Source organism: Candidatus Polarisedimenticolia bacterium, assembly GCA_036004685.1.
In the GTDB taxonomy this organism is placed as follows: Bacteria; Acidobacteriota; Polarisedimenticolia; order Gp22-AA2; family AA152; genus DASYRE01.
In genome coordinates, this window is sequence record DASYRE010000025.1 from 19285 (window position 1) to 45474 (window position 26190).

Sequence of the window (26190 nt, forward strand, 5' to 3'; positions counted from 1 at the left end):
AGCAAAAAATGTCAGAACGTCATTTTCATGACCATTCCGTGTCGTCAGCCGCCCGGTCAAAGCCGTTGACTTGGAGATCGTGGGGCGGCTATTATGACGTACGGCTGAAAACCGGGCTCCCGGGCACGGTCAACTTGCCGGCAATCTGGTAGTTCCATGCACTCGGAGGGCGGATCGATGGAATGGAGGGCTACCGGGCATCCCCGGCTGGTGCAGGAATCTCGGACTCGGAATCTCGTGCTTCTGGGCGGAAGCTCCCTCGGATTCGCGCTTCTGATCGCCCTGTCGGCCCGCATCCGGCTCGACCTCCCGGGCACCCCCGTCCCGGCGACGCTTCAGACCCTGTCGGTGCTCCTGGCCGGGGGGCTCCTCGGACCGTGGGGGGGGGTGATGGCGGTATGCAGCTACCTGGGCGCGGGGCTGTCGGGGGCCCCGGTCTTCGCGTCCGGCGGTGGGCCGGCCTATCTCCTCGGGCCGACGGGCGGCTATCTGATTGGCTTCATTCCGGCGGCCTGGCTCGCCGGCCAGGTTTCTCGGAGAACGCAGCGATTGTCATGGCTCGCTCTCGGCTTCGCCGCCGCCACCCTGATCATCCATCTCTTCGGCTGGGCGCAGATGGCGGTTCTGGCGGGGCCCGCCGGGGCCGTCAAGATGGGAGTGGCGCCCTTCGTCGCGTTCGACATCCTGAAGGCGCTCCTCGCCGCCTCGGCGGTGCGACTTTATGCCAAGCGGGAAGAAAGGCCGCCGGAGGACCGGCAGCCAGGAGCTTCGCGTTGAGCCTCCCGGACGGCCTCGAGCGGCTGCGGGATACGATTTCCCGTATCGGCCCGATGGCCGTGGGCTTCTCGGCGGGCGTGGACAGCACGCTTCTGCTGTGGGCGGCCCACGACGTTTTGGGGGAGCGTGCGGTGGGAGTCACCACCGTCTCCGCCAGCCTTCCGTGGATCGAGAAACAGGAGGCGGCGCGGATCGCGCGCGAGATCGGCGCGCCGCATCGGTTCGTCGACTCGGGCGAGATGGAAGACCCCCGCTTCCTTGAGAACGGGAACCGGCGCTGTTACTTCTGCAAGACCGAGCTCTTCCAGATTCTCCGTCAGGAGGCCGCGAGGCTCGGGCTCGGCGCGGTCGCCTACGGAGCCCAGAAGGACGACCTCGGGGAGTTCCGGCCGGGCATGGAAGCGGCCCGCGAGCACGGCGCCCGGGCGCCGCTTCTCGAGGCGGGGCTCGGCAAGGCCGAGATACGGGAGATCAGCCGGCACCTCGGCCTTTCGACCTGGAACAAGCCCGCCATGGCCTGCCTCTCGTCACGCATTCCCCACGGCACCCCGATCACCCCCAAGGTCCTCGGGCGCGTGGAGCGCGCCGAGGAGGCGGTGCGCGCCGAGGGATTCCGCCTCTTCCGGGTCCGGGCCAAGGGCGACGCGGCGCGCCTCGAGCTGGCCCGCGATGAGATGGGAAGGCTCGACGAGAACGGCCTGCGGCAGCGGCTGATCGAACGAATCCTGCAAACCGGCTATGCGAGCGTCTTCATCGATCCGCTCGGCTACCGCCCCGGAGGGGCGGCCGCGTTCGGAAATGAAGCGGGGTGGGGGCTTGAAAGCCCGGGATGAGACCCTCCCGGCCGCCGGCTCGCCCGGCTCCCGGGATCCCGCCTCGGGCCGGAGAGATCTTCTTCGATCGGTTCTCGAGATAGCCTCGGCCCTGACCAGCAAGGAGGACCTGCCCGGGGTCCTCGGCACGATCACCCGCGAGCTTTCGCTGCTGGTTCCGATCGATCAGGCCAGCATCGCCCTCCTCGAAGAGAACACCCAGGATCTTTCGATGCGCCTCACCTACTCGCGGGGTGCCACCCTGCTTCCCGCCGAGGGGAAGAGGGTGCCGGTGGCCGTCGACAATCCGCTGGGCTGGGTGGTGCTCCACCAGCGGCCCCTCTGGAGGAACGATCTCGAGGCCGATCTTCGCTTCGCCGAGAATCCCGAAGGGGGCGGGATGAAGAGCGACATGGTCGTTCCCCTGGAGATCCACGGCCGCACCCTGGGAACGCTGAATCTCGCCTCGAGCACGCGGCACGCCTTCACGGCCGCCGATTTTGACATTCTGCAGCGCTGCGGGCAGCTGGCGGCGGTGGCGGTGGAGAACAGCCTCCTCTACCGGCAGACCCGGGAGCTGTCGCTGATCGATCCCCTCACCGGAATCTACAATCACCGTCACTTCAAGCACCTCCTCGGCGTGGAGATAGGCCGGGCGCAGCGCTATTCGCGCACCATGTCGCTGCTCATGATCGACGTGGACAATTTCAAGAGAATCAACGACACGCTCGGCCACCCGATCGGCGACCGCGTGCTGCGCGGCATCTCCCGGATCCTCGGAGAGGGGTTGCGCCGCTCCGACGTCCTGGCGCGCTACGGCGGCGAGGAGTTCGCGGTCATTCTGCAGGAAACCGAGCACGACGCGGCCCGAGGAGTCGCCGAGAAGCTCTGCCGGGACGTCGAGCAGAAAGCCTCCTTCCCGGACGGCCGGGAAGGGCAGGTGCGGGCTACGATCAGCCTGGGTCTGGCCTTCTTTCCGCAGGACGCGCAGAACGAAGAGGATCTCGTGCGCCTCGCCGACGAGGCGCTGTATCGCGCCAAGACCTCCGGCAAGAACCGCGTTTCCTCCTAATCCGCCGTCCCTCCCCTCAGCCCACCCGCGTGATCCTCGGATCGGTCGAATCGCGGTAGCCCTCGGCCAGGAGGATGCATCCGAGCACCGTCGCGAACAGCGCCATCGAGGGAAAGAGGACGAGCCACCAGGCGGGGACGACCTGATCGCGGGCCTCCGCCAGGATGCTTCCCCAGCTCGGCGCGGGAGGCGGAAGCCCCAGGCCCAGGAAGCTCATGCCCGCCTCAAGGAGCACCGCGCTTCCCACCGAGAAGGCGGCCGTGATCAAGATGGGCGAGAGGGCGTTGGGAAGGATGTGCCGGGCCAGAAGGTAGGATCGCCCGGCTCCCGCCGCGCGCGCCGCTTCGCAATAGGAGAGATCGCGCTGCCGGAGAACCTCGCCTCGAAAGAAGCGGGCGATGCCGGTCCACCGGGTGGCGGCGATCGAGAAGACCAGGACGCCGATCCCAGGCCGGACGGAGGCGGCCACGAGCGCCAGCGCCAGGACCAGAGTCGGAAAGCAGGCCACCAGATCGATCAGGCGCGACAGGGTCAGATCGGTCCATCTCCCGCCCGCTCCGGCGAACGCTCCCAGAGTGATTCCCAGGATCAGCGCCAGCAGGGTGGCGAGTCCGCCCACGGTGAAAGCGACGGGAATGCCGTGGACCAGGCGCGAGGCGACGTCCCGTCCCAGCGAATCGGTTCCCATCCAATGCCTGGGGGAAGGTGCCTCGAAGATCGAATCGAGATCGGAGGCGTACGGCCCATAGGGGATCGGCAGGCTCAGGAGGATGCCGTCGCCTCCCGCCTTGCGGACGGCCGCCCAGTCGATCGGATCGCCGCCGGGACAGTCGAGACCCGTTCCAACCAGAGGAACACCCGCCAGAGCGGGGAAGCAGAGAAGCCCCGCGCGGCGCGCGGCGAGCGGGGCTTCCCCCGCCAGAAAGGGCGCGCCCAGCAGGGCCAGGAGGGCCAAAGCGGCCAGAAGAAGCCCCCGGCGCGCGCTGCGTGCTGGCATCACGTCTCCTCCCGTCGCAGGCGCGGATCGGCGAGCGCGTAGAGGAGATCGGCAAGGAACGACCCTCCGAGCGTCAGCAGGGCGGCCAGCGTCGTCAGGGCGAGGATCACCGGGAAATCGCGGTTCGTCAGGGAATAGAAGTAGAGCCGCCCGAGACCGGGCCAGGAGAAGATTGTCTCAATCAGGACGCTCCCGCCGAGAAGGGCCGGAATGAGGAGCCCCACCAGCGTCAGCAGCGGAATGGCGGCGTTGCGCAAGGCGTGCTTCCAGGCGAGGAGCCGCTCGCCGAGGCCCCGGGCGCGGGCGGCGGTCAGGTATTCACGGCCGATCTCCTCCAGGAGGTTGGCCCGGGTGAAGCGGGTGAGGTAGGCGAGCGAGCCGTAGCTCAGACAGAGCGCGGGAAGGGCGAGGTGGCGGAGGAAGTCGGCGGCCCGGACGAGCGGCCCCGCTCCCGCCGAGGCGCCTCCCAGCCCCTGCAGGGGAAACAGTCCCAGACGCACCGAGAGGAACTGCTGGAGCAGCAGCGCGGCGGCGAAATTCGGAAAGGCGTACAGCAGCAGGAACAGCGTCGTTCCCGCCCGCTCGGAGGCCGTGCCGCGGCGCCGCGCCCAGCCGACTCCGAGCGGAATCGACACGCCGAAGGCCAGCAGCAGCGCCGAGAAGTTCAGGAGAAACGTGGGAAGCGCGGCGGCGGCGATGATCTCGCCGACCGGACGGTGTTCCAACATCGACTCTCCGAGATCCCACCGGGCCAGACGGAGCACCCAGCGCGCGTACCGCCGGGGCACCGGCTCGTCGAAATGATAGGCGCGGCGCACCTCCTCGAGAGCTCTCACGGAAGGCAGTCCCGCCCCGGGGGATCCGACGAGCGCCATCTCGCGCCCCGGCAGCTTTTCCAGGAGCAGAAACGTGATCAGCGTGATCCCGAGGAGGGTCGGGACGACCGAAAGGATCCGGCGGATCAGGAAGCCCGCCATCAGGGTCGCGCCCGGGGCTTGCGCAGCTCGGCCGGAACGTACCAGTTCAGGATGCCGGGGAAGGCCCGCAGCGGACTGCCCGCGGCCGTAACCCGGGCGCCTTCAAACCGGGAGTCCAGGGCGAGCCTCTGGATCGGGAAGAACAGGAAGGTGTAGGGCTGGTCGCGGCCCAGAATTGCCTGAACGCGCCGGTAAATCGCGCTCCGCCGCGCCGGATCGAAGGCATGGCGGCCCTCCACGAGGAGCCGGTCGAGCTCCGCGTCCGAGTAGCCGACGTAGTTCGAGGGCCCCAGGATGGGGTCGGAATGGAAGAAGGGAGTCGGATCGGGGTCCGGCGTCAAGGACCACCCGGAGAAGGCGGCCTCGAAGTCGTGGCGCTGCAGACGGTCGAGAAGCGCCGGAAAGTCGAGAGCGCGAATCTCCATGTCGATGCCGAGGCGCGCGAGACTCTCCTGGAGCAGAGCGGCGATCTGTTCCTGCACCGGGTTCGCCTGGAATATCAGGAGCTCGAAGCGGAAGCGTTTCCCGGCGCGGCGGCGCGGACCTCCGCCCGGGTCGCGGCGCCATCCCGCCTCGTCGAGCAGGGCCGCCGCGCGCCCCGGATCGTGCGGCAGGGGAAGGAGCCCGGGGTCGAAGCCGAACTGCCGTGGATGGAACGTGGTGACCGCCACGATGCCGCCCCCACGGTAGGCTTTCCGGACGTAGCCCGCCCGATCCAGGGAAAGGGTCATGGCGTTGCGCACCTTCGCATCGGCGAAGAAGGAGGTCTTCTCGTTCCAGGCGAGGTAGTAAAGATAGAGGACGGGGTATTCGAAGAGGTGATAGCGGCGGCGGAATTCGGCCTGCGACTTGCGCGCCTCCCATTCCTCCGGGGGGATGGAGGACCAATCCACCTCACCCGTCAGCAGCGCCTGGAACTGGGTGGCGCGAGACGGCATGATCTTGAGGATGATCCGGTCCAGGCGGGGCGGCCCCAGGAAGTAGTCGCGGTTCGCCGAAAGAACGATCTCGCGGCCGTGCTTCCACGAATCGAAACGGAACGGTCCGGTTCCGACCGGCGACTGGTGGACCGCCGAGGCCAGGAAGTCGCCCCGGGAGAAGAGGTGCTCCGCGAGGATCGGGAATTTCCAGGCGTCGAGGGCCAGAACGGTCGGCTCCCGGTAGACGACCCGAAGCGTCAAGTCATCGGGAGCCGTCACCTCCGCCACGTCCTGGAGGAAGTCGGCGCGGGCGTGCGTGGCGGGATCGCGCAGCTTGGCGTAGGTGAACAGGACGTCCCGGGCGGTGCAAGGAAGGCCGTCGTGCCAGCGGACCCCCTGCCGCAGATGAAAGGTGAGGACCTTGCGATCCGGGGAGAACTCCCAGGAGGAGGCGAGCCGCGGCACCGGCTCGAGCGCTTCCCCGTCGTCGACCAGAGAATCGGCGACGAAGCGGGCGACCAGCGACTGCCAGACGTCGGTTCCGGTGACGAAATTGAGCGTGGCGGGGTCGGAATCGATCGGCAGGACGAATTCGACTTTTTCGGCCGGCGGGCCCGTCGGCCGCGTGGGCTCGCGGGTCCCGCATCCCGCCCAGAGCAGCGCCGCGCCCAGCAGGCAGCAGACCCGGCCAAGTCGGTTGGCCACGCGCGCGCGCCCTTTCCGTGGAGGATCTCGTGTCAGGTCTTGTCTAGCTGCCGGACAGAGGCACCTTCTCGGTGCCCACGTTCCCCTCGGTGTCGGTCGCCTTCAGGAGCATGGAGTGGTTGCCCGCCGGAAGCTTGTCGAGCGGGATCCGGTATTGCTCCGACGCCGAGTCGGCGATGCCGTCCGTCGGGACCGCCAGGATCCAAGGCGCCGCGTCGAGCGAATACTCGAGGGAGCGCACCGGGCTGGCCGAGTCGCTGACGCGGACGTCGATGCCCATCCTCTTGTCCTCCTTCTTCACGGAGGCTTCAATCCGTGGAGGCAGGTTGTCGACCACGAAGGGGGGGCTGACTTCCTCGCCAATCTTCTCCCCGCCGGGGGGATTCGAGGGGGCGTCGCTTGCCTGGACCTTGATCCGATAACGCCCGTCGGGCATCCGCGTCGAATCCCAGGCGAAGTAGCCTTCCCTGACTCCCCGCACCAGCGGTTTCCAATCCGAGTCTCCGTCGACCCGGTAGTAAAGATCGTAGCGCAGCGCATCGGAATTCGGATCCGATGCCTCCCAGCTCATCGAGCGCATCCCCTTCTGGAAGATCTTCTTGCCGGGAAGGGCCGGGAACGGGGAGGCGAACTCCGTTCCTTCGGGGGGAACCGGCTGCCCCGAGAAGGCGGTTTCGGCGGCCTCGGGTTCGGCAAGAGGCGGAGGCTTGAGGATGACGACCCCGGGCGGATTCACTTCGAGCTTGCGCACTTCCGGCGGGAGGTTCGCGGGAAGGTAGACCAGTGAGACCGCTTCGAGAAGGGGAGTCGCTCCCTTCGTCTGTCTCGACAGACGGGCCCTCCATTGGATGAACCGCGCCGCCGGGCTGACCACGCCGCTGCCCCCGGGCGTCGAGTAGGCGGGCGACCAATCGCTCCAGGTGGTGTCGGGCAGGGCGCTGTTGCCGGTCCGGGTGAAGACCTCCACCTTCGTGCCGGCGGGCGCCGATCCCAGCCAGTTGATCCGCCCCCAGCGGGAAATCGTCCCGGCGTCCCGGGGGGGCGAGAGGTAGGTTCCCGAATCGGCCACTTCCTTGTCGAGCAGGTAGACCTTCCCCGAGTTGCTCGCTGCCGCGTAGAGCGATCCGTCGGGGGAGGCGAGGAGGGAAGTTATCTGGGATGAGGAGAGGCGGGCCACCAGGCTCGAGGAGCCGTCCGGCTCGACCCGGCGGATCTTGCCGAGATCGCCCGTCCCAAGATAGAGCTCGGTCTCCCCGGAGACCGCCAGAGAGAAGACCGTCTCGCTTTCCGAGCTCCAGATCGGCCTGGAGGTACCGTCCGGGTCGACGCGAAACACCTGGCTGCGTACCGGGCGGGTCTCGGGCCCCGCCGGGAGAGTCGCCTCCTCGGTCCTTCCGGTCTCTTCGCCAATCGTCTCCGACAGCGACGGCCCTCCTTCGGGAACCACCGTCGCCACCACCGCCTCCTGCGCCCCGGGCGCCGAGACCCGCACCCCTTTCGGGATCCTGGCGGCGGGCGACTCGCCCTGGATGGCGGAAACGAAGATCCGACCCGCGGCGTCGAGAGCGATGGAGTTCACCTCCTTCAAAGCGGTGTCGAGCACGACGCTCCCCTTGCCGTCCGGGGCGATCCGGTAGAGGAGACCCTTGCCGGAGGAGCCGGCCAAAAGGCCTCCCTGCCGGTCGAGCGCCAGCGCCACGATGTGGGACTCCTCGCTGTCGTAGAAAGGAGCTCCCTTGCCCCGCTCCCCGACTTTGTAGATGATGCCGTGCTCCCCGGTGGCGACGAAGAGATTTCCGGAGCGATCCACCGCCAGAGCCCAGATGTAGCGCTCCTCGGGATCGAACCAGACCTCGGACTTGCCGTCCGGCGTCAGGCGGTAGACCTTACCTTCCGGATTCGTTCCGACGAAGAGGTTGTCCCGGGCGTCGACCGCCAGTGCCTGCACCGCCAGCTCGCCCGAGGAATAGAACAGGCTGCCGGACCCGCCGCGGGCGATCTTGAAGACCCGGCCGTCGTTGCCGCTTCCCACGTAGAGATTCCCCTTGGAGTCCAGGGTCTCGCACCAGAGGAACGGCTGCGAGTTTTCTTCCAGCGCCTTGACCGGCAGCTCCCGGATCGTCCGGGCCAGGAGGATGCCTCCCCGCGCGGTCACCGCCACGCCGTCGGGCTTGCCTTTCTCGAAGTCGGCCAGGCTCTGCTGCGTCCAGAGGACGGGTGAGACGGCATAGATCGATTCCGATCCCGCGACCAGGCAGCCGGCCGCCGCGAGCGACCGGAGCAGCCTGCGGATGCGCGAAGGGCTGCGCCACGGCATCATCGGGCTCATTCCTCCACTTCAAGGGTAAGGGTTTTGTATCCGTCGATGGCGTAGGAGGTCGGAATCGATTCCTCGGCGACGCCGCGGAAACCCACTCGAAGGAAGTTCCCTTCCGTCTGGGGGCGGAGCATCACGAGCGCCTTGGAGGGGGGAAGGTCGGGCATCCGGGCCCCCTGGAAGAACAGCCCGTTGTCGGGACGGGTGAGAATCACGTAGAGATGATCGTTCGGCCGGATGTGGTTGATCAGCCAGATGAGCTGCGGCAGATCGCGCGGGTGAAGCTCGGGAGCGTCGGCTTCCTCCTTGCGGCTGACGGTCGCCCCGTCCCCGACCTGGAGGATCAGCTTGCCCGGGGTCAGCTCCTCGGGAATGGTCAGCTCGAAGGTGCGGGTGATCTCCTGACCCCGGTACGGCTGCAGCGTGACGGTGAGGGGCATCTTCTCCCCCGCCTTGACGCGGTCCTTGCCGCACCAGACGCGCTCCACCCGCGCGCTGCGCTTCTCGTCGGAGTATTCCAAGAGCAGGTTGATCCCGTTGATCCGCGCGGGATGATACTCGTTGTTGAGGATCAGCTGCGAGATGTAGGCGACGGTGCCGGAGGCGTAGAAGGGCGCCTGGTCCCCGGAGAAGAGATTCTTCAGGACGATGTCCTCCTCTCCCGCCACCTTGATGACCGAACCCTCCTGGAGCCGGACGGTGATCTCCCCGTAGTCCTTCTGGGCGCTGCTGAGGATGGCGTTCAGCGAGGCGTACAGGATGTAGGGAGTCAGGAAGGAATCCTCCATCACGTCGAAGGCGTAGCGCTCGGGGCGGGAGAGATTCCCCGACATCTCGACGCGCACCGGGATGAGGCGGGCGGGCGCGGAGAGCGATCCGGCGATCGCGACCGCGCGGTCCTGCTGGATCGAGCCGATGTCGCCGGACACGGGAGAGGCGATCTTGAACGACGAGTTGAGGGAAGGCATGAGCGTGTGGACCACGGCGGCGGACATCGGCATCGAGATCGGACCGAGGTTCATGAGGGGATGGCCGAAAGCGAGAAGGCGATCGCCGTCCCGGTAGGTCACCGTGCCCACGGCGCTGATCTCCACGTCCCCTTTGGCGAGCTTGACGGCCACCGCGGAGCCCGGCGCGAGCGCGTCCGCCGACTCCTCGGACTTGCCCGCCACCCCCACTTGCACGGGGACCAGCCCGGCGCTCGCCAGGTCGGGCGCCAGCCGCGCCAGGAGAGGCGCCGAGAATCCGGAGAACGCCAGGGGGGTTCCGATCGGGCTGAAGGAAGCGAGCGGCTCGGGGGCGATGCCCGCGGCGCTCAAGTAATGATCGAAGTGGCCGAGAAGCGCGTCAGGATGCAGCAGGGGAGTGAGAGCCGATAGCCCCGGGAGGGAGGGAGCGGAGCGCGAATGGCCGGGCGAGCCCGCCCCTCTCTTCTGGACGTCCAGCATCTCCTCGATCGGAGTGACCCCCGCGATCGCCTCCTTCGCGAAAGCCCAGCTGTAGGCCACCGCCCCGATCACGCGGCCGTTGACGTAGATCGGCGAGCCGCTCATCCCTTCCAGGACGCCGGTGCGGTCCACCGGATCGCCGCTGAGGCGGACCAGGATCAGGTTTCTCTTGGGGGCGATGTTCTCCATCAAGCCGGTGATCTCGGCGTTGAACTTCGTGATGCGGGTGCCCTGAAAGACCGATCGACCCTCCCCCTTCATGCCGATCTTCAGCTCGGAATAGGGCAGGATCTCGTCGGCGCGCGCCGGCAGGGCGGGCGCCGACGCGAGGGCGAGAAGCAGGAGGAACGAAGCGCGTCGACTCATAGAACTTAAATCATAACACAGGGATGAGAGCCTCCCTACATGAGCCGCGGGACGGGGATTCCCATGAGATCGAGGACTCTGGTCAGGCGCTCTCGGAAGAGCCAGGTCAGCAGCACGCGCCCCCATTTCAGGCGCGCCTCCCTTTCCTGCAGGACCGGGTGCTTGTGATAGAAGGCATTGAATTTCTGAGCCAGGACGAAGGCGTATTTCGCCAGCGCCGACAGCTCGAGGCTCTCCACCGCCTGCTCGACGGTGCCGCGGTGCCTTCCCAGCAGCGCCAGGAGCTCCCATTCCTCCCCGGAGGACTCCTCCCGAAGAAAGCCTCGATCCGAGGCCGCGGCGCGGGTGACCAGATCGCTCTCGGAAATCCTCTCGGCCGCCGCCACTTTGGCGAGAATTCCGGCCGACCGCACTGCCGCATACTGCACGTAAGGGCCCGTCTCCCCGTCGAAGGAGAGGGCGTCGGCGAAATCGAAGGCGATCACCTTGTTGCGGGTGAAGCGGAGCATGTAATAGCGCAGCGCTCCCACCGCGATCCGGCGCGCCACTTCCAGCCTCGCGGCCGGGTCGAGGTCGGGATGGCGCGCGGCCACCTCCTCTTCGGCGCGGCGGATCAGGTTGTCGATCAAATCGTCGGCTTTGACCCCAACCCCCTTGCGGCCCGACATCTCCAGGAACGGCCGTCCTTCCTCTTCCTCCGGGACGGGAATCCCCATCTCCTTGGCGCAGCGGGGAGAGAGCGCCACCATCTCGTAGGCGAAATGGATGGAGCGCTCCGCCTGCGCCGCATGCCCCAGGAGGCGGAGGCTCTCGACGACGATTCTCTGAAGATAGGACTGCCGGACGTCGATGACGTTGTAGATCGTCTCGCCGCGGCCGAACGGCGGATGGTCGGGCTCTCCCGCCACGTCGGTCGCCCACAGAACGGCGCCCCCTTCGTAGGCGTGAAACCGCCGGTAATGGAAATCGGAGCCGAGCAGACCGAACTTCCAGAGCTGGTAGGCGATGTCCTTGCCGACATAGGTGACGGTATGGTTCGAGCGGACGAGGATCTTCTCGCCTTCGGAGAGGTCGGCGAACTCCGGGCGCGAGGCGAGGTCCATCACCCAGCAGCCGGCGTTCTTTCCGGCGGCTGACAGCGACACGGAGCCCGAGGCCTTGAGCTGCTCGAACGCTTTCTCCCAGAAACGGTGGGCCAGGATGTCGCTCTCGCGGGGCAGGAGATCGTAGGCGACCCCGATGCGCTCCATGGTGGCGAGATGCAGCCGGACGATCTTTTCGGAGAGGTAGGCGGCGATCTTCGCCAGCGGCGTCTTGCCTTCCTCCATCTCATGGAGCGCGGCGCGGCGGAGCCCCTCCTTCTGGGTCGGGTCGTCGAAAGACTCGTACCAGTCGGTGACCCGCGCGTAGAGATCCCAGCAGTAATGATCCAGCCGCTGCGCGCTATCCGCGAGATCCTCCTCCAACCGTTTCACTCCTTCCAGGTCCAGCCGCTCGAGCTGGGTGATCCCGAGCGCCAGATCGGCGACCTGCACGCCGGTGTCGTCGATGTAGTTCTGCACCTCGACCCGGCGGCCGAGAAAGCGCAGCGCGCGGGCGAGCGTGTCTCCCAGCACGGCGTTGCGGAGGTGTCCGATGTGGGCCGCCTTGTTCGGATTGATGTTGGTGTGCTCGACGATCACCTTCCCCCCGGAGGGGGCCGCGTCCGGGGAGCGCAGCTCCTCGAACACGGAGGCGACGTACGTCGGGCGGTCGAAGAAGAGATTGACGTACCCGGCGCCGGCCACTTCGGCGCGATCGATTCCCGGACACGCCGCCAGGGAAGCGACGAGCTCGGCGGCGATGGCCCGCGGCGGCTTCCGCAGGCGCTTCGCGAGATCGAAGGCCAGCGCCAGCGCCAGATCGCCGTATTCGGGATTGGGAGGGTAAAGAAATCCGGGGGGGGCGACCTCCAGGGCGTAGGTCTCCCGCACGAAACCCACCAGCCGCCGCGAGACCTCTTCCTTGATTCGATCCATCATCCGCTCCCGGCCGGGCTGCGGGACCCCCGGGGGGCGCGAAGTATAGCCGATCTCGCGGATCCCCCCGCGGCCCCGCGCCACACTCCGACGCACGCCCCCGCCATGAAGAAGGCCGCCGTGGCTCCTCCGGAGTAGGGCTCGCCGTCCCAGAGGGCGGCGACGACGACCGCGGCGAAGGCGGCGAGGGAGAGTCCGACCGCGCCCCGGGCGAGCCGGGGAGACCGCGCGCGGAGCCTCGGCGCGATCCGCCCGGCGAGCCAGCCGGCGGCGGCCGCGATCCCGAGGTAAACCCCCAGGACGACGATCCACAGACGCACCTTGAGGGCGCGCGCCGCGGCGACGCCGAGGTAGAGCGGCTTGGCGTCGGACGGCAGCAAGCGGTTCAGAAGTGGCGGCGTGATCTGCCAGAGAAGGGCGTTGCGGTTCCACCAGAAGCGGCCGGGACCGAGATCGCCCGACGATGCGGCGGCCGCGGCGATGCCGACGATGCGCAGATCTCCCTGGCGGGAGAGCCAGTCGAGGAGGCTCTCGAAGCCGCCGAAGTCGATCCGGCCGTTCTGCGGGCTCGACTCCCTGAAATCGTAGTGATGGAAGAGAACCACGATCAACGCCTCGCGATCCTTGACGCGCCGCGCCGACGCCACCGCCTCCCGCAGATCGGCCACGTCGCAGGTCCGCGGAACGAAGCGCAGCGGCGACGAGGCGAGGACCAGTCCCCGGCGGGCGGCCGAGAAGTTCTCGAAGCCCAGATCGGCCGCGACGGTCAGCGTGTTCCAGTCATAGGCGTTCCAGGGCGGAATGAAGGTCTTGACGGGGACGCCGAGGGTTTCCTCCAGGATCCTCTTACCTTCCGCCATCTTCCTCTCCTGCTCCGGACGGCTCACGCCGAAGAACTCCGAGTGGTAGCGGCCGAAGGGCTTCATGAAGCCCCCGTCGATCTTACGGCGCACCGTCTGGTGGGAAAAGCCGTGCAGGGCCACCTCGGCCGTCCCGTCGGAGAGGGCGTCCTTCAGCAGCGCGATCTTCTCGGGCGGCAGCGGCAGCCCTTCCTGCTGGGCGGGATCGAACGCGCTTCCGGCCACGACCCGCGGAGTGACCCCCAGCGTGCAGCGCATCCCGCGAGAGCGCAGCGCGGAGAGGATCCTCGCCTCCAGGCCCATGTCGCTCTTCGCGTCGACGTCGTCGTAACGAAGCACGATCGTGAGCCGGGCGCCGTCGCCGGCGCAGTCGGCCGGGGAGGCCGGGGCCAGGAGCAGCAAGCCGAGGATCGGCGGCACGCGGCCCGCCCATGAGGAGAGCTTCGATCTGCTAGCATCCCCCCGCCCCGTCCGGGGCCGGGCGAGTCCCGCGCGAAAGGAAGCACGCATGAGTCGGATCAAGAAGGCCGGAATTCCGCTCCTGCTCATGACGCTCTCCTCCTTGCTGGCGCTGGGGCTCGCGGAGGCGGGATTGCGCCTGTTTCGTCCCGTGCAGTATTTGAAGCCGCCGAGCCGTCCCAAGGCGGCGGGCTCGGAGACGCTGTACCGTCCTTCGCGCGTTCCCGGACTGAGCTATGAAATGATCCCCGGCCGGAACGGCACGTTCGAGGGGATGCAGGTCCGCACCAACCGCCTCGGCTTCCGCGGCCCGGACCCGCGGCCCCGCGATCCGGATCTCTTCCGGATCGTGGCGCTCGGTGACTCCTTCACGTTCGGCTTCGGGGTCCGCGAGGAGGAGACCTATCCGGCGGTCCTCGAACGGATTCTGAACGAGAGCCCGGGGAGGAGCGCCGCGCGGTTCGAAGTTCTGAATCTCGGCGTCGTCGGCTATGGCACGCGCGACGAGGCGGCCGTCTTCGAGCGCCAAGCGCCCGGTCTCGATCCCCGCCTGGTCATCATAGGCTATGTCCTCAACGATCCCGAAATCGATCCCCGCCAATCGCTGCACAAGTACTTCGACCCGCCGGAATGGTGGAGGCGCTCGCACGTCCTTCGCCTGCTCCACCTCGGCTGGAACTGGCTCGAGATCTGGAGATTCGGCGGCGGGGATTACCTGCGCTATCTGCATGCCCCGGGGCGGGAGAAATGGGGGAGCGTCGAGAAGGGGTTCCGCTCGATTCGCCGGGCGGCGGAGCCGCACGGGACGCGGGTCGTCCTGGTGATTTTTCCGCTGGTGCGCTGGAGCGGATGGGCGGCCTACCCGTATCGCGACCTTCACCTGCAGGTGGCGAAGAGCGCGCGAGCGGAAGGGTTCGCGACGGTGGATCTGCTGCCGGTCTTCGCGCGCTACGCCGCGCCGGACCTCCGGCTCTCCGAGCAGGACGATCACCCGAGCCCGGCGGCGCACGCGCTGGCCGCCCGGGCGATCGCCGACGCGGTTTTCCCGCCGGAGGAGGCGCCCGCTCCGTGAAGCTTCGGGGCCGCCGGTCGGAGCACGCCGCCGGGGGCGGGCGAATTGACGCACGCGGCGAATCTGCCTATCGTTGCGCCGCTCGGCGGACGCGCCGTGAGTCGGCCGTCCCGCGGCGCCGGAGGGGAAGAGTCGGTTGAGCCGGACAGGTCGCTGGCTGCGAGCGGCGGGGGAAGGGGCGCTGGCGGGGTGGGCGGCCGGTTTCGCCCTCGGCTACTGGCAGGTCCTGTTGAACGAGGACCTTTCACGCCGGATGTTCCACCTGGCGGGCGAGCGTTTCTTCCCCCCCCTCCTGGCGGGAACGATCCTCGGGGCGCTGCTCTCCTTAGGCGTCGAGCTTCTCTTCGCGGCGTCCGAGCGGACGAAGCGCGGCCCCCTTCTCTGCATGGCGATCCTGGCGATCCTCTATGCCGCAGGGGTCGCGCTCGCCGCCTTCCCGCTGCGGCCGCGTCTGTTTCCCCTGAGAATCTTCAGCGGCAAGCTCGTCTCGCTCTGCTTCTTCGCGATGATCGCCGGCCCTCCGGGAGCGCTGCTCGCCGCCCGGTTCCGTGAAAGTTTTGGACGAGCCCGGCGCGCCACCGCCGGCGCGGGTCCGGCGCGCCCGGGGCTCGCCGCGACGCTCGGGCTGTCGCTCGCCGTCCTGTCGGCGGCCGCCGCCCTGGGGGCGCCGCGGCTGTCCGCCTCCCGTCCGGGGAACGGCCTGTCGGTGATCCTGCTTTCGCTGGACACCCTGCGCGCCGATCGCCTGGGAGCTCTCGGTTGTCCCCGGCCGCTGACGCCCCGGCTCGACGCGCTGGCGCGCCAGGGGACGGTGTTCGAGCATGCCGAGTCCGCGGCCCCCTGGACCCTCCCGTCACATGCCTCGATCTTCAGCTCGCTGCTGCCGTACGATCACGGGACGCGCTGGGAGCACAAGCCGCTGCGCCCTTCGATTGCCACGCTGGCGGAGCACTTTCGGGAAGCCGGATTTCGCACCGCTTCCTTCAACGGAGGCGGCTACATCTCGGCCTATCTCGGCCTGTCGCAAGGCTTCGAGATCTACGAGGAGCACGACGAGGGGAAAGAGGGAGGTCCGGAGCGGATCGCCGCCGCGGCGCTCGCCTGGATCCGCTCCCGCCGCGCTCATCCCTTCTTCCTTTTCCTGCACACCTACGAAGTGCACAGCCCCTACACCCATTCGGAGCTGGCCGACCCGCACGATGCGGGCGGGCTGGCGCGGACGTTCGAGGTGGCCGACGTGGTCGCGGTGCAGCGGGGCGAGAGGTTCCTGACGCCCGGCGAGCGCCGTTACGTGGCCGCGCTCTACGACGGGGACGTGGCGCACGCCGACCGCGTCATGGGCGGCCTGCTCGAGACGCTCCGGGAGGAAGGAATCCTGGACCGCGTTCTGCTCGTCGTCCTCTCGGACCACGGCGAAGATCTCTGGGACCACGACATGCGGCGCAGCCCGGGACACGGCCACTCCCTTTATGAAGAGCTGCTGCACGTGCCGCTCTTTTTCCGCGCGCCGGGCAAGGTGGCCGCCGGAGCGCGGATTGGCGCGCCCGTCAGCCTGCTCGACGTCGCCCCGACGGTTCTGGCGCTTGCCGGGCTTCCCCCCGATCCGCAGCATCGCGGCAGAAGCCTGGAAAGCGCGCTGCGCGGCGGCGCAGAGCCGGCGCTCGCGCCGATCGCGGCGGAGTCGACTGAGTACGGCCCCGAGCGGTTCTCCCTCAGGCAGGGAAGCTTGAAAGTGATCCTCGCCCCGCGCCCCGAGCAGGCCAATGCCGGGATCGCGATTCCGGGGGTGCGCCCCCTGGAGATCTTCGATCTGGAGGCCGACCCGGCGGAGAAGACCGACCTTTCCTCCACCGCCCACGCCGGCGCGGCCGCCGCGGTGGAGAGCGTGTGGAAGCGGGCCGAGAAGGTGGCCAAGCCGGGGGGCGACGAGAAGGGGGGCCGCCGGCGGCTGCCCGCGGAGCTCGAAGAGCAGCTCCGATCGCTCGGCTACGTGCAATAAGCCGGGCTCATGGGGCGGCGGCGGGCGAGAACGGCCTGAGGATGCGCTGGCGAAGCTGGGCGTGCTCCTCCGGCGTGGCCGCGAAGAGGTCGTGCGGATATCGTCGCGAGGCGGCCATCGAGGCGTAGATGCGGTTCGCGAGCTGGAGATTGAGCGCCAGCCCCGAGAGGTACTCGAGCTTGAGGCTGAGGTCGCGGTTCACCGGCGTCCCCTCGAGCCACTCCCCGAGATCGGCGGCGCGCGTCGCGTAGGAAGCCAGGAGATCGACCGCCGTTCCCAGCCCGACCTCGGCCAGGGAAGCCTGCAGCCGCGGATTCCGGTCGATGCGCTCCTGAACGCCGTCCAGCGCGATGCGGGTCGGCTCGGCCTGACCGAGCAGGACGACGTCGTACCCCGCGCCGCCGGCGCGTGAGTTCCAGACGGTCCCGCCCGGAAAGGCGTCGAAGAAGGTCCGCATCTGGATCTTGACCGCCTCGGCGCTCGTTTCGTACAGCGGCACCCACTGCGTCGCCACGCCCCCGGGGTTGAGCCGCTGCTTCACGATCTCGTAGTACTCCCGCGAAAACAGGATCGAGTTGCCGCGGACCCATGGGTGAATCGGGTCGGAGGTGATGACGTCGAACTTCTCCCGGGTCGTGGCCAGAAAATGGCGCGCGTCGTCCTCGATCACCTCGACGCGCGGGTCGGAGAGCACGGCGTGGTTCGCTTCCGAGAAATAGCCCGACGCGGCCCCCACGACGCGCGGCTCGATCTCGCAGATGACGATCCGGCGGACTTCCGGGTGCACGACGAAGGATCCCGCCGTCACGCCCGCTCCCAGCCCGACGACCAGGACCGAGCCGGGGGAAGGATGCACGAGCGCCGAGAGATGCCCGAGCAGGCGCTGCAGGCGCATGTCGGCGGGGGCGGTGGAGGCCTCCACCTTACCCGCCACGTGGAAGTGGCGGGTCCCGTCGGGAGTGAGGCGCACGGCGACGGTCGAGGTGACGCCTTCCTCGACGTACGGGAAGAGGGCGCGCGGCTGAAATCTCCAGATGTACCTGCCGATCGCCTGAAACTGGCTTGGCAGAGCCGGCATGAGCGCCGCTGCCGCGATCGCCACGGCGACCGCCGTGGGCGCGAGGAGGGCGGCGCGCCGAGATGCTCGCGAACGGCGGTCCGGATGGCCGGCGGCACCGCCGAGCAGGACCAGGCAGGCCGCGAGCGCGGCGACCCCCGAGGCGGCGGCCAGGAGGCGCTGGGAGCATTGCGTTCCCCACCGGGGAATCGCGAACAGGCCGACGCCGAGCGCCCCCGCGACCGCGCCCAGCGTGTTCGCCGCGTAGACGTTGCCGGTCGATCGGCCGGTATCGTCCTGCGCGGCAGCGGCGAGCGCCAGCGGGAAGCTCATTCCCCAGAGGAGCGTCGCCGGCAGCGCGGCCTCCAGGCAGCGCAGCAGGTGGAGCGCGTGGACGATGCCGATCGGCGTGAAGCGCAGCGGCGCGGCGTAGGGAATGAGCCGGGCGATCACGAACGCGGCGTAGAGCAGTGCGGGAGCCAGGAGAAGCTGGCAGCGCGCCAGCAGCTCGACGCTGGAGCGCCCGCGCCGGAGGAGCGACGCCGCCCAGGCGCTGCCGATCGCCAGGCCCGCCAGGAAGACGGCCAGGATGATCGCGAAGGTGTACGTCGTTCCGCCGAAGAGCAGCGCCAGCAGCCTCGTCCATACCACCTGGCTGCCGAGCGCGGTCATTCCGGATAGTCCGGTCACCAGGTAGACGATCCCGATCCGCGGGCCCGCTCGGAGAACTTCCTCCGCCGGACCTCGCTCGGCGTGCGGCGCGCGCCGGGAGGCCCGCCGGGCCAGCCACAAGGCCGTTCCCCCCACCACGAAGTTGAGGGCGGCGGCTACGCCGGTGGCCGTCTCCACGTCCCACCGCGGCAGCAGGTAGAAGCCGGTCAGGCCGCAGCCCAGGACGGCCCCGGCGGTGTTGGCGCCGTAAAGGAGCCCGATCCGGGAGGCCCCGCCCGGTCCGCGCCGGTACCGCCGGGCGATGGCGGGCAGGGTCGCTCCCATCAAAGCGGTCGGCGGCAGAATGAGGACGGCTGCCGCCAGCCCGCGCAACGAGATGTCGAGGATCCCGTAGCCGAACCAGGCGAAGTAGACCGAGCGGACGGCGGGCAGCGCCACCGGCAGGAAGAGCCCGAACAAGCCGATGCCGACCTCCAGCGCCCCGTAGACTCGCAGGGGATGGGTCTCGCCCGGGACGACGCGCGGCAGCAGCACGCTGCCCAGGAACATCCCGCCCATGAAGGTCGCCAGGAGAATCGCCAGCGACAGAGCCGAAGAGCCGATGACCAGGCGCAGAAGATGAATCCAAATCACCTCGTAGATGAGCGCGGCGCAGCCGCTGGCGAGAAAGAGAGCGCCGAGCGCGGCGTTCACTCGTCCTTCGGCATGCGCCGGCATCTCTTCGCCTCTCTTCCATCTCATCGGGTCGTTCCCCGGGGGCGCTCGACGACGACACGGGCGCCGGCGCCGGGCGCGGTGGCTCGCTTCACCGGCCGGGGCCAGGCAAGTCCCGGTAAGGATACCAAGTTACGTTGGGCATTGTGACCGCTCGCCGGAGCGGCCGGAACGGCGGCGCCCGCGGCGGCGGAAATTGCCCTGTGCTATCATCTTGTCTCGCCTTCATGACAGGAACTCCACAGGCTGCTCGTCGATATGGGTCCTGCAAAAACCTGCACGCTTCTTGCCGCCCTCGTGGCGGCGGCGCTCGTGATCCCGGGGTGCCGGAAGGAGGCCAAGTCCTCCCCGCCTCCGGAAGCTGGGCTGGGCGAGAACCTCCCCAAGGGGCCGGAGCGCGGCGGGCTGCTCTTGAACCGCGGCATCCGGTTCCTGGCGGACGGCCAGAACGACGAAGCGATCAAGGTTCTGGAGATGGCGCGGCAGGCCGATCCCTCTGCCGCCCGGATCGCCCTGGAGCTGGGCCGGGCGTACCAGAGGGACGACAAGTTCGAGAAGGCCGAGGCGATCCTCCGCGAGCTCCTCGACGCGCCCGCCACCCGGGCGGAGGACAAGCTCCGCGCCCGCGAGCTTCTGGTCGAGGTCCTGCTCGCCAAGGGGAGCCTGCCCGAGGCGAAGAAGGCCTGCGCGCCGCTCCTCGAAGGGGACGACGTCAGCGCGACCGCGCGGCGGCTCTCCGGCATGATCGCCTATCGCGAAGGGGACGTGGGGCGCGCGGTGGCGGAGCTCAATGAGGCCGCGCGGCTCGCTCCTGCCGACGCGGAGACACGGACGGCGCTGGGCGTGGCGCTCCTGCAGGCGGGCGATCTCCCCGGCGCGGCGGCCGCGCTCGAACAGGCGGAGAAGCTCGATCCCGACTCGCAATCGGCCGTGAGCAACCTGCAAAAAGTCTACGAAAGACAGGGGAAGAAGGCCGAGGCGGAAGCGGCGCGGAAGCGCTTCCAGGAGATCTACGATCGGAAATCGGTGCGCCAGAAGGTCGGCCCGCTGCGCTCGAAGGGAGTGGAGGCTTACAACGCCGGGCGCCTGGACGAGGCCCTGGAGGCGTTCCAGGAGATTCTCAAGATGGCGCCGCGCGATCCGCAGGCGCTGGCGCACGCCGGCAGCGTCTATTTCTCGATGCAGAAGCTCGGCGAGGCGGAAGACTATCTCAAGCGGGCGCTCGACGTCCGTCCCGACGATGACTTCGCCCTCACCCAGATGGCCCGAATCCGCGCGCTGCGGGACGATCTTCCGGGAGCCATCGATCTCCTCCAGCGCGCCGCCCGCAGCAACCCGGAGTCTCCCGAGCCTCACTACTTCCTCGCCGGGATCTACTACGCGCAAGGGAGCAAGGGGGATTTCCTGCGGGAAAAGGCGGCGTTCGAGCGTCTGAGGATCAACACTCCCATGCCGGGGGTCATGGAGCTTCCGGAGGTTTCCGGCAAGTGAGGCGGCTGCTCACTCTCCTGGCGATCGCCCTGGCGCTGGGAGGATGCCGCGGCGGCGATCCTTCACCGGCCCAGCCGGTCGCGCGGGCAGCCCCTCCCGTTTCGGTCATCCGCTTCGCCGACGGGGCGTCCCGCGCCGGCATCGTTTTCGTCCACCGCAACGGCGCGACCGGCCAGAAATACATGCCCGAGACCCTGGGATCCGGGGTCTGCCTCCTCGATTACGACTCCGACGGCTGGCTTGACGCCTACTTCGTTCAGAGCGGGGCGCTGCCGGTGGATCCGGCGCGCGCGGGCCGCGCCGGCTCGGTCCTGTACCGCAATCGGGGTGACGGCACGTTCGAGGACGTCACCGCCCGGGCCGGGTTGGGAGGAAGCGGCTACGGCATGGGGTGCACCGCGGCTGACATCGAGAACGACGGCGACCCCGATCTGTACGTGACGGCTTTCGGAAAGAACCGCCTTTATCGCAACAACGGCGACGGAACCTTCACCGATGTCACCGATTTCGCCGGGGTCGGCAAAGATACCTGGAGCGCCAGCGCCGCCTTCGGAGACTACGACGGCGACGGCCTTCCCGACCTGTACGTCACGACCTACGTGGATTTCACGCTCGACCACAACGTCTATTGCGGCGAGAAGAAGCCCGGCTACCGGAGCTACTGCCATCCCCAGAACTTCCGGGCCCTGCCCGACGTCCTGTACCACAACGAGGGCGGGGGAAAGTTCCGCGACGCGAGCGCGGCGGCGCGCCTCGACGACGTGACGGGCAAGGGGCTGGGTGTCGTCTGGGGGGACTTCGACAACGACGGCCGCGAGGACCTCTACGTGGCGAACGATTCCACGCCCAACTTCCTGTATCACAATCGCGGCGACGGCACCTTCGAGGAGGTCGGGCAGAGAGCGGGAGTGGCGCTCGGGGAAAACGGCCTGCCGCGCGCCGGCATGGGGATCGGGGTGGCGGACTGCGACGGCAACGGCCGGCAGGACCTGTTCGTGACGAACCTGTCCGAGGAGAACAACTCGCTTTACCGCAACGTCGGAGATCTTCTCTTCAACGACGAGTCCTACGCTTCGGGCCTGGGCGCCGTCAGCCTCCTGTTCCTCGGCTTCGGCGCCAGCTTCTTCGACGCCGACGGCGACGGCGACTTCGATCTGGCCGTCGCCAACGGGCACATCCTTGACAACGTCGAGCTGTATTCCGACACCATCACCTTCGAGCAGACGCCGTTCTTCTTCGAGGCGCTGGGCGGCTGCCGCTTCCGCGACATCTCCGCGCAAGCCGGCGATTACTTCCGGAGGCGGGACGTGGGACGCGGCACCGCCGTGGGAGACCTGGACAACGACGGCGACCCCGATCTGGTGATCAGCTCGAACAACCGTCCGGCCCATCTCCTGTGGAACGAGTCGGAGCGCGCCTCCCATCGCCTGTCGCTTCGCCTCGTGGGGCGAAAAGGCAGGGACGGACTCGGAGCCCGGGTCGAGGTGACGGCCGGCGGAGCCCGCCAGATGCAGGAGGTGCGCAGCGCCTCGAGCTACCTCAGTCAGGGCGAGACGGCGCTGCACTTCGGACTGGGAGCGCAGCCGGCCGCGGACAAGGTGCGCGTTCTGTGGCCCGGCGGGCGGGAGCAGGATTACGGAAGGCTCCAGGGCGATCGCTTCTACGTGTTGCGGGAGGGAGAGCCGGCGGGGGAGGGGATCTTGCCGGGGAAGCCGAGACGGTAAGTCCGGGCAAAGGCGGCGATCAGGGGAAGGGCTCGGCGGCGGCCGCCTCCGCCGACACCGGGAAGGAGCGCTCGGGCAGGCCGCGCACGGTGATCCCTTCCACGACGTAGTAGTATCGGTGCCCTTGCGGCGCGGAGGCGTCCTGGTAGACGTAATCGGTCTCTTCACGGCTGTCCCCGCCGCTCGGCAGCGTCACGGGGTTGATCCGCAGGAAAGGGCCGCCGGGCGCCGCGCTGCGGTAGACGTTCCAGCCGAGCAGGTCGGTTTCGGCCGACGTCGACCACTGCAGCGTGACTCCGCCGGCCGCGGGAAGGGCCGCGAAGGAAGAGAGATCGTAAGGGAACAAGGGATCGATCTCGGCGGCGAAATGGAACCGGCCCGGGGTGCCGCCGGTCGAGGGATTCCGGACGATCATCATCGCCTCGGCCACCCCGCGCCACGGGATGCCGGCCTGCGCCCGCCCCGAGGCGTCGGGCTCCATCTCCACAAGGTACGGCTGGCGGTTTCCCCCCGCGGGGGTGATGACGAGATCGGCCTCCAGTCGCGCCGGCGCCTCCGCTTCGAAACGGACCTGAAGGCCTCCCCGGCTCCCATCTCCCACGAAGCGATAGACCGCCGCACCGAGAGGCTCCACGCTCTCGCTTCCGGCCGATGCCGCGGGAAAGACCTCATGGGTCGCCCGGGGGACGAGGGGCGGGAAGAGAGACCCGAGCCGGAAGTGCTCGCCGTCGTCGCGCGGTCCGGTGAACAGCGCCCATCGCGTGAACTCGCGAAACGCGCCCGACAAGCCGTCTCCGCCGTTTCTCCGGAGAATCTCGTCGAGGAGGGCGGAAAGGGGATCGGCGCCGCGAACCGATTGCTCCTGCCAGATCTGCCGGACCGCCGGCACGTCGCCCTCGCGGCGCTCCGCCAGAAAAGAGACCCACAGGGAGTTGCCGCGCGCCAGCAGCAGGGAGTCGCCGACGAGCGACCGGTCGAGCCGCTCCAGACGCCGCGACATGGCGTCGCGCAGCAACGAGGGATCTCCGGTGACGCTGCTTTCCAGCCAGGAAGCGGTCGCCTCGGACCACCAGGCGGGCGCGCGGGTCGAAAGGGCGAGGAGGCTGGCGTGAGCGAACTGGTGGACGACGGCCGACTCGAGCCGGGCCGGGTCGCTCTTCGCGTCGATCAGGATGTGACTGGAAGCGTCGTCGGCGGGGGTCCCGGGGATCTCGCGATCCAGCGCCGTGAAGCCGCCGCGCCCCGTCCCGAGATTCACGAGATAGACGTCGTACTGGCTCGCCCGCGGTCCCGGCACGGGAAGCGGCCATCCCATCCGGGCGCTCAGGATTTCCGCGGCGCGCGCCAGGGCCGCCTCCACGCGGTCGACCGGATCGGGCGTGCCGTTCAGGTCAGCGTCGGCGCCTTCGATGGCATCGGGGGAGAGGGCGTCCACGGTATAGTGGATGACGAAACGGCCGTCCCGGCTTTGGTGAATCGCCTCCTGGGAAAGCGACGGGCGGAAGCTCAGGGCGCGCAGCGACTCGCGCAGCGGGAAGGGGAGGCTCTCCCGATGCCGTCGCAGCTCGAGGAGGAGTGGAGAGACGCAGGCGATGGGAAGCGGCCTGCCGGCGAGCAGGAGGTCGAGGGTCCTCCCCATCCCGTCCCCTTTGCGCTGCAGACCTGGCGGGCCGGGAGCGCTGAGCGATTCCTTGATGAACTCCGAGATCCGGAGATCGCCGTCGCCGGACGCCGAGAAAGCCGCCGGCGCCAGCAGCGACAGGGAGATCCAGAGGACGAGGATATTCCGTGCTCTCAGCTTCACTCCAAATGCTCCTCGGGTCGGGGTAATCCCCGTAAATATAGAACGGGACTGGCCTTCCGTCAAGAAACGAGTCGAGCGAAACAGGCTCAGGCCGCGGCCCATCCCCCGGACGGCATCGAGGCGACTCCGTTGATTTCAAAAACGTCATGAAGAACTCCGCGAAGCGCCGGCTTCATGCGGTGCTGTTCGGCGCGCTTCTGGCTCTGTTCCTGATCCAGGGCCTCTGGTTCATCCGCGCCAATTCCCAGACCAGCGACGAAGCGGTGCATCTCACGGCCGGCTATTCCTATCTGGCCCGCCGCGATTTCCGCCTGAACCCGGAGCATCCCCCCTTGATCAAGGAGCTGTGCGCGCTGCCTCTCACCTTTCTCTACCGCCTTCCCTTCCAGCCCGACGCGCGCCTTTGGGAGCAGGCGGAGGAGTGGCGCATCGGCCGGGACTTCCTGTATCGATCCGGGGCGGACGGGGACCGGATCCTGGCGGCGGGACGGATGCCCAACCTGCTTCTCGGGGCGGCGCTCGCCGGGCTGACGGGGTGGTGGGCTTTTCGTCTGTGGGGCCGCGGCGCCTCGATCCTGGCTCTGAGCCTGGCCGTCTTCGAGCCGAACCTGATCGCCCATGCGGCGCTGGTGACCACCGACCTGGGGGCGGCTCTCTTCATCTTTCTCACCGTGTATCTTCTCTGGGAGCATGCCAAGGCCCCTTCCTGGCCCCGCATTCTCGGCGCCGGCGCTTCCGCGGGGCTGGCTTTGGGATCGAAATACTCCACCGTGATCCTCGCGGGGATTCTCGCGGCGGTCACGGTGCTGCTGGCCCTCACGGGAGGAACCCTGGCGGGCGGAAAGCCGGGGAAGAAGCTGAAAGGGGCGGGGCCGCGCCTGCTCCAGTCTTTTCCCCCGCTGCTCGCCGCCGCCCTGGTCGCGCTGGCGGCCGTCCTCTCGGTCTATTTCTTCCAAGGGCTGGGCACCTGGTGGACCGGTCTGAACCGCGTCCTGACGCATCAGGAGGCCGGGCACCAGGCGTTTTTCCTGGGGGAGTATTCGACCGAAGGGTGGGTGAGCTACTTTCCGGTCGCCTTGCTGATCAAGACCCCGGTCGGATCGCTGCTGCTCATCGCCGCCTCCCTGCTGCTCTTCCGGCAAGGCCAGGCCATGACGCGGCGCGAGGCGATCTTCCTGCTCGCACCGGCGGCGCTCCTGGTGGCCGCGGCGATGCGGGGAAGGATCAACATCGGGCTCCGGCACATCCTTCCCGTCTATCCCTTTCTCTTCGTCGTCGCGTCGCGCCTGGCGACGCTGCGCTTCAGGACTCCCTGGCGGAGGGCGCTGGCGCTGGGGCTTCCGGTGGCGGCGACGGCGCTCTCCTCGCTGCACGCCGCGCCGCACCAGATCGCTTATTTCAACGAGCTGGTGGGCGGCCCGGGGAACGGCTACCGCTACCTGAGCGATTCCAACATCGACTGGGGGCAGGATCTCAAGGGAGTGAAGGAATTCATGGAGCGCGAGAGGCTGCCGATGATCTACCTCTCTTATTTCGGGAACGCCCCGCCGGAGGCGTACGGGATCCGCTATCAATACGTGCCTGCCTTCGGCCACCTCGAGCGGCCGCCCGCCGATCTTCTGCCGCCGGGAGGCGGGCGGGAGGTCCTCGCCATCAGCGTCAACAGCCTCCAGGCGGTCCACTTCGAGGACAAGAATCTGTTTCGCTGGCTCTACGCCAGGAAACCGATCGAGAAGATCGGCTACTCGATCTACGCCTACGACCTGACGGGGGACGCCGAGGCCCACTTGCGCCTCGCCGAGGTCTACGCCAAAGCGGGGCCGAAAGCTTTCGCGGTCCCGGAGCTGCGGCGCGTCCTGGCGATCGATCCGGCGAACGCCGAAGCCGCCCGGCTCATGGCGCTGCTTTCCGGCCCCCCTCAGCCCTGAT

17 protein-coding genes are annotated in these 26190 nt (G+C 68.6%); 8 read left to right on the forward strand and 9 right to left on the reverse strand.

Features of this window, described 5'->3' with window-relative positions; translation table 11 throughout:
- Window positions 1–177 precede the first annotated feature (177 nt).
- The 3 genes from VGR67_05825 to VGR67_05835 are packed head-to-tail and all read left to right on the forward strand — an operon-like array spanning window position 178 to window position 2661.
- A complete protein-coding gene (locus VGR67_05825) occupies window positions 178–777 on the forward strand; it encodes a biotin transporter BioY (GenBank protein ID HEV8335913.1) in 600 nt (199 codons plus the stop codon).
- Window positions 774–1610, forward strand: coding sequence for an ATP-dependent sacrificial sulfur transferase LarE (gene larE / locus VGR67_05830; protein ID HEV8335914.1), 837 nt, complete (start codon window positions 774–776; stop codon window positions 1608–1610). The genes VGR67_05825 and larE overlap by 4 nt, the downstream gene beginning before the upstream one ends.
- Window positions 1594–2661: a sensor domain-containing diguanylate cyclase gene (locus tag VGR67_05835; GenBank protein ID HEV8335915.1), complete on the forward strand. Its 1068-nt coding sequence runs from the start codon at window positions 1594–1596 to the stop codon at window positions 2659–2661. The genes larE and VGR67_05835 overlap by 17 nt, the downstream gene beginning before the upstream one ends.
- 16 nt (window positions 2662–2677) lie before the next feature.
- Here VGR67_05835 and VGR67_05840 read toward each other — a convergent pair whose 3' ends face one another.
- From VGR67_05840 to VGR67_05870, 7 genes are read right to left on the reverse strand one after another with little or no spacing between them, the layout of a single operon-like run.
- Window positions 2678–3658: an ABC transporter permease gene (locus tag VGR67_05840; protein ID HEV8335916.1), complete on the reverse strand. Its 981-nt coding sequence runs from the start codon at window positions 3656–3658 to the stop codon at window positions 2678–2680.
- Entirely contained in the window at window positions 3658–4635 is a 978-nt protein-coding gene (locus tag VGR67_05845; GenBank protein ID HEV8335917.1) for an ABC transporter permease, read from the reverse strand. The genes VGR67_05840 and VGR67_05845 overlap by 1 nt, the downstream gene beginning before the upstream one ends.
- Window positions 4635–6260, reverse strand: a complete 1626-nt coding sequence (locus VGR67_05850) for a peptide-binding protein (protein HEV8335918.1) — start codon at window positions 6258–6260, stop codon at window positions 4635–4637. The genes VGR67_05845 and VGR67_05850 overlap by 1 nt, the downstream gene beginning before the upstream one ends.
- Before the next feature lie 43 nt (window positions 6261–6303).
- Entirely contained in the window at window positions 6304–8589 is a 2286-nt protein-coding gene (locus VGR67_05855) for a hypothetical protein (protein ID HEV8335919.1), read from the reverse strand.
- Complete coding sequence (locus tag VGR67_05860) at window positions 8586–10391, reverse strand: SpoIVB peptidase S55 domain-containing protein (protein ID HEV8335920.1); 1806 nt, start codon at window positions 10389–10391, stop codon at window positions 8586–8588. The genes VGR67_05855 and VGR67_05860 overlap by 4 nt, the downstream gene beginning before the upstream one ends.
- 35 nt (window positions 10392–10426) lie before the next feature.
- Window positions 10427–12409 carry an arginine--tRNA ligase gene (locus VGR67_05865; GenBank protein ID HEV8335921.1) on the reverse strand — a complete coding sequence of 661 codons (1983 nt, stop codon included), beginning with the start codon at window positions 12407–12409 and terminating at the stop codon, window positions 10427–10429.
- Window positions 12409–13689: a DUF2334 domain-containing protein gene (locus tag VGR67_05870; protein ID HEV8335922.1), complete on the reverse strand. Its 1281-nt coding sequence runs from the start codon at window positions 13687–13689 to the stop codon at window positions 12409–12411. Before VGR67_05870 ends, VGR67_05865 begins: the two co-directional genes overlap by 1 nt.
- A gap of 88 nt (window positions 13690–13777) precedes the next feature.
- Here VGR67_05870 and VGR67_05875 point away from each other — a divergent pair, with 88 nt between their 5' ends.
- On the forward strand, window positions 13778–14800 hold the full coding sequence (locus VGR67_05875; protein ID HEV8335923.1) for an SGNH/GDSL hydrolase family protein: 1023 nt from the start codon (window positions 13778–13780) through the stop codon (window positions 14798–14800).
- Between the two features lie 136 nt (window positions 14801–14936).
- On the forward strand, window positions 14937–16799 hold the full coding sequence (locus VGR67_05880) for a sulfatase (GenBank protein ID HEV8335924.1): 1863 nt from the start codon (window positions 14937–14939) through the stop codon (window positions 16797–16799).
- A gap of 7 nt (window positions 16800–16806) precedes the next feature.
- On the opposite strand, the gene VGR67_05885 is transcribed toward VGR67_05880, so the two are convergent.
- On the reverse strand, window positions 16807–19269 hold the full coding sequence (locus VGR67_05885; protein HEV8335925.1) for a fused MFS/spermidine synthase: 2463 nt from the start codon (window positions 19267–19269) through the stop codon (window positions 16807–16809).
- Window positions 19270–19500: 231 nt separating this feature from the next.
- Between VGR67_05885 and VGR67_05890 the strand changes: the two genes are divergently transcribed.
- Together VGR67_05890 and VGR67_05895 are read left to right on the forward strand one after the other, a co-directional pair.
- Window positions 19501–20733, forward strand: coding sequence for a tetratricopeptide repeat protein (locus VGR67_05890; GenBank protein HEV8335926.1), 1233 nt, complete (start codon window positions 19501–19503; stop codon window positions 20731–20733).
- Complete coding sequence (locus VGR67_05895) at window positions 20730–22457, forward strand: CRTAC1 family protein (GenBank protein ID HEV8335927.1); 1728 nt, start codon at window positions 20730–20732, stop codon at window positions 22455–22457. Before VGR67_05890 ends, VGR67_05895 begins: the two co-directional genes overlap by 4 nt.
- A gap of 19 nt (window positions 22458–22476) precedes the next feature.
- Here VGR67_05895 and VGR67_05900 read toward each other — a convergent pair whose 3' ends face one another.
- Entirely contained in the window at window positions 22477–24261 is a 1785-nt protein-coding gene (locus VGR67_05900) for a hypothetical protein (protein ID HEV8335928.1), read from the reverse strand.
- Window positions 24262–24407: 146 nt separating this feature from the next.
- Here VGR67_05900 and VGR67_05905 point away from each other — a divergent pair, with 146 nt between their 5' ends.
- On the forward strand, window positions 24408–26189 hold the full coding sequence (locus VGR67_05905) for a phospholipid carrier-dependent glycosyltransferase (protein HEV8335929.1): 1782 nt from the start codon (window positions 24408–24410) through the stop codon (window positions 26187–26189).
- Window position 26190: the final 1 nt, after the last annotated feature.

Coding starts and splice junctions, on each gene's coding strand:
- VGR67_05865 (HEV8335921.1), bottom strand. CDS start 12,409: ATGGATCGAATCAAGGAAGAGGTCTCGCGGCGGCTGGTGGGTTTCGTG.
- VGR67_05860 (HEV8335920.1), bottom strand. CDS start 10,391: ATGAGTCGACGCGCTTCGTTCCTCCTGCTTCTCGCCCTCGCGTCGGCG.
- VGR67_05825 (HEV8335913.1), top strand. CDS start 178: ATGGAATGGAGGGCTACCGGGCATCCCCGGCTGGTGCAGGAATCTCGG.
- VGR67_05890 (HEV8335926.1), top strand. CDS start 19,501: ATGGGTCCTGCAAAAACCTGCACGCTTCTTGCCGCCCTCGTGGCGGCG.
- VGR67_05875 (HEV8335923.1), top strand. CDS start 13,778: ATGAGTCGGATCAAGAAGGCCGGAATTCCGCTCCTGCTCATGACGCTC.
- VGR67_05905 (HEV8335929.1), top strand. CDS start 24,408: ATGAAGAACTCCGCGAAGCGCCGGCTTCATGCGGTGCTGTTCGGCGCG.
- VGR67_05845 (HEV8335917.1), bottom strand. CDS start 4,635: ATGGCGGGCTTCCTGATCCGCCGGATCCTTTCGGTCGTCCCGACCCTC.
- VGR67_05885 (HEV8335925.1), bottom strand. CDS start 19,269: ATGAGATGGAAGAGAGGCGAAGAGATGCCGGCGCATGCCGAAGGACGA.
- VGR67_05840 (HEV8335916.1), bottom strand. CDS start 3,658: ATGCCAGCACGCAGCGCGCGCCGGGGGCTTCTTCTGGCCGCTTTGGCC.
- VGR67_05855 (HEV8335919.1), bottom strand. CDS start 8,589: ATGAGCCCGATGATGCCGTGGCGCAGCCCTTCGCGCATCCGCAGGCTG.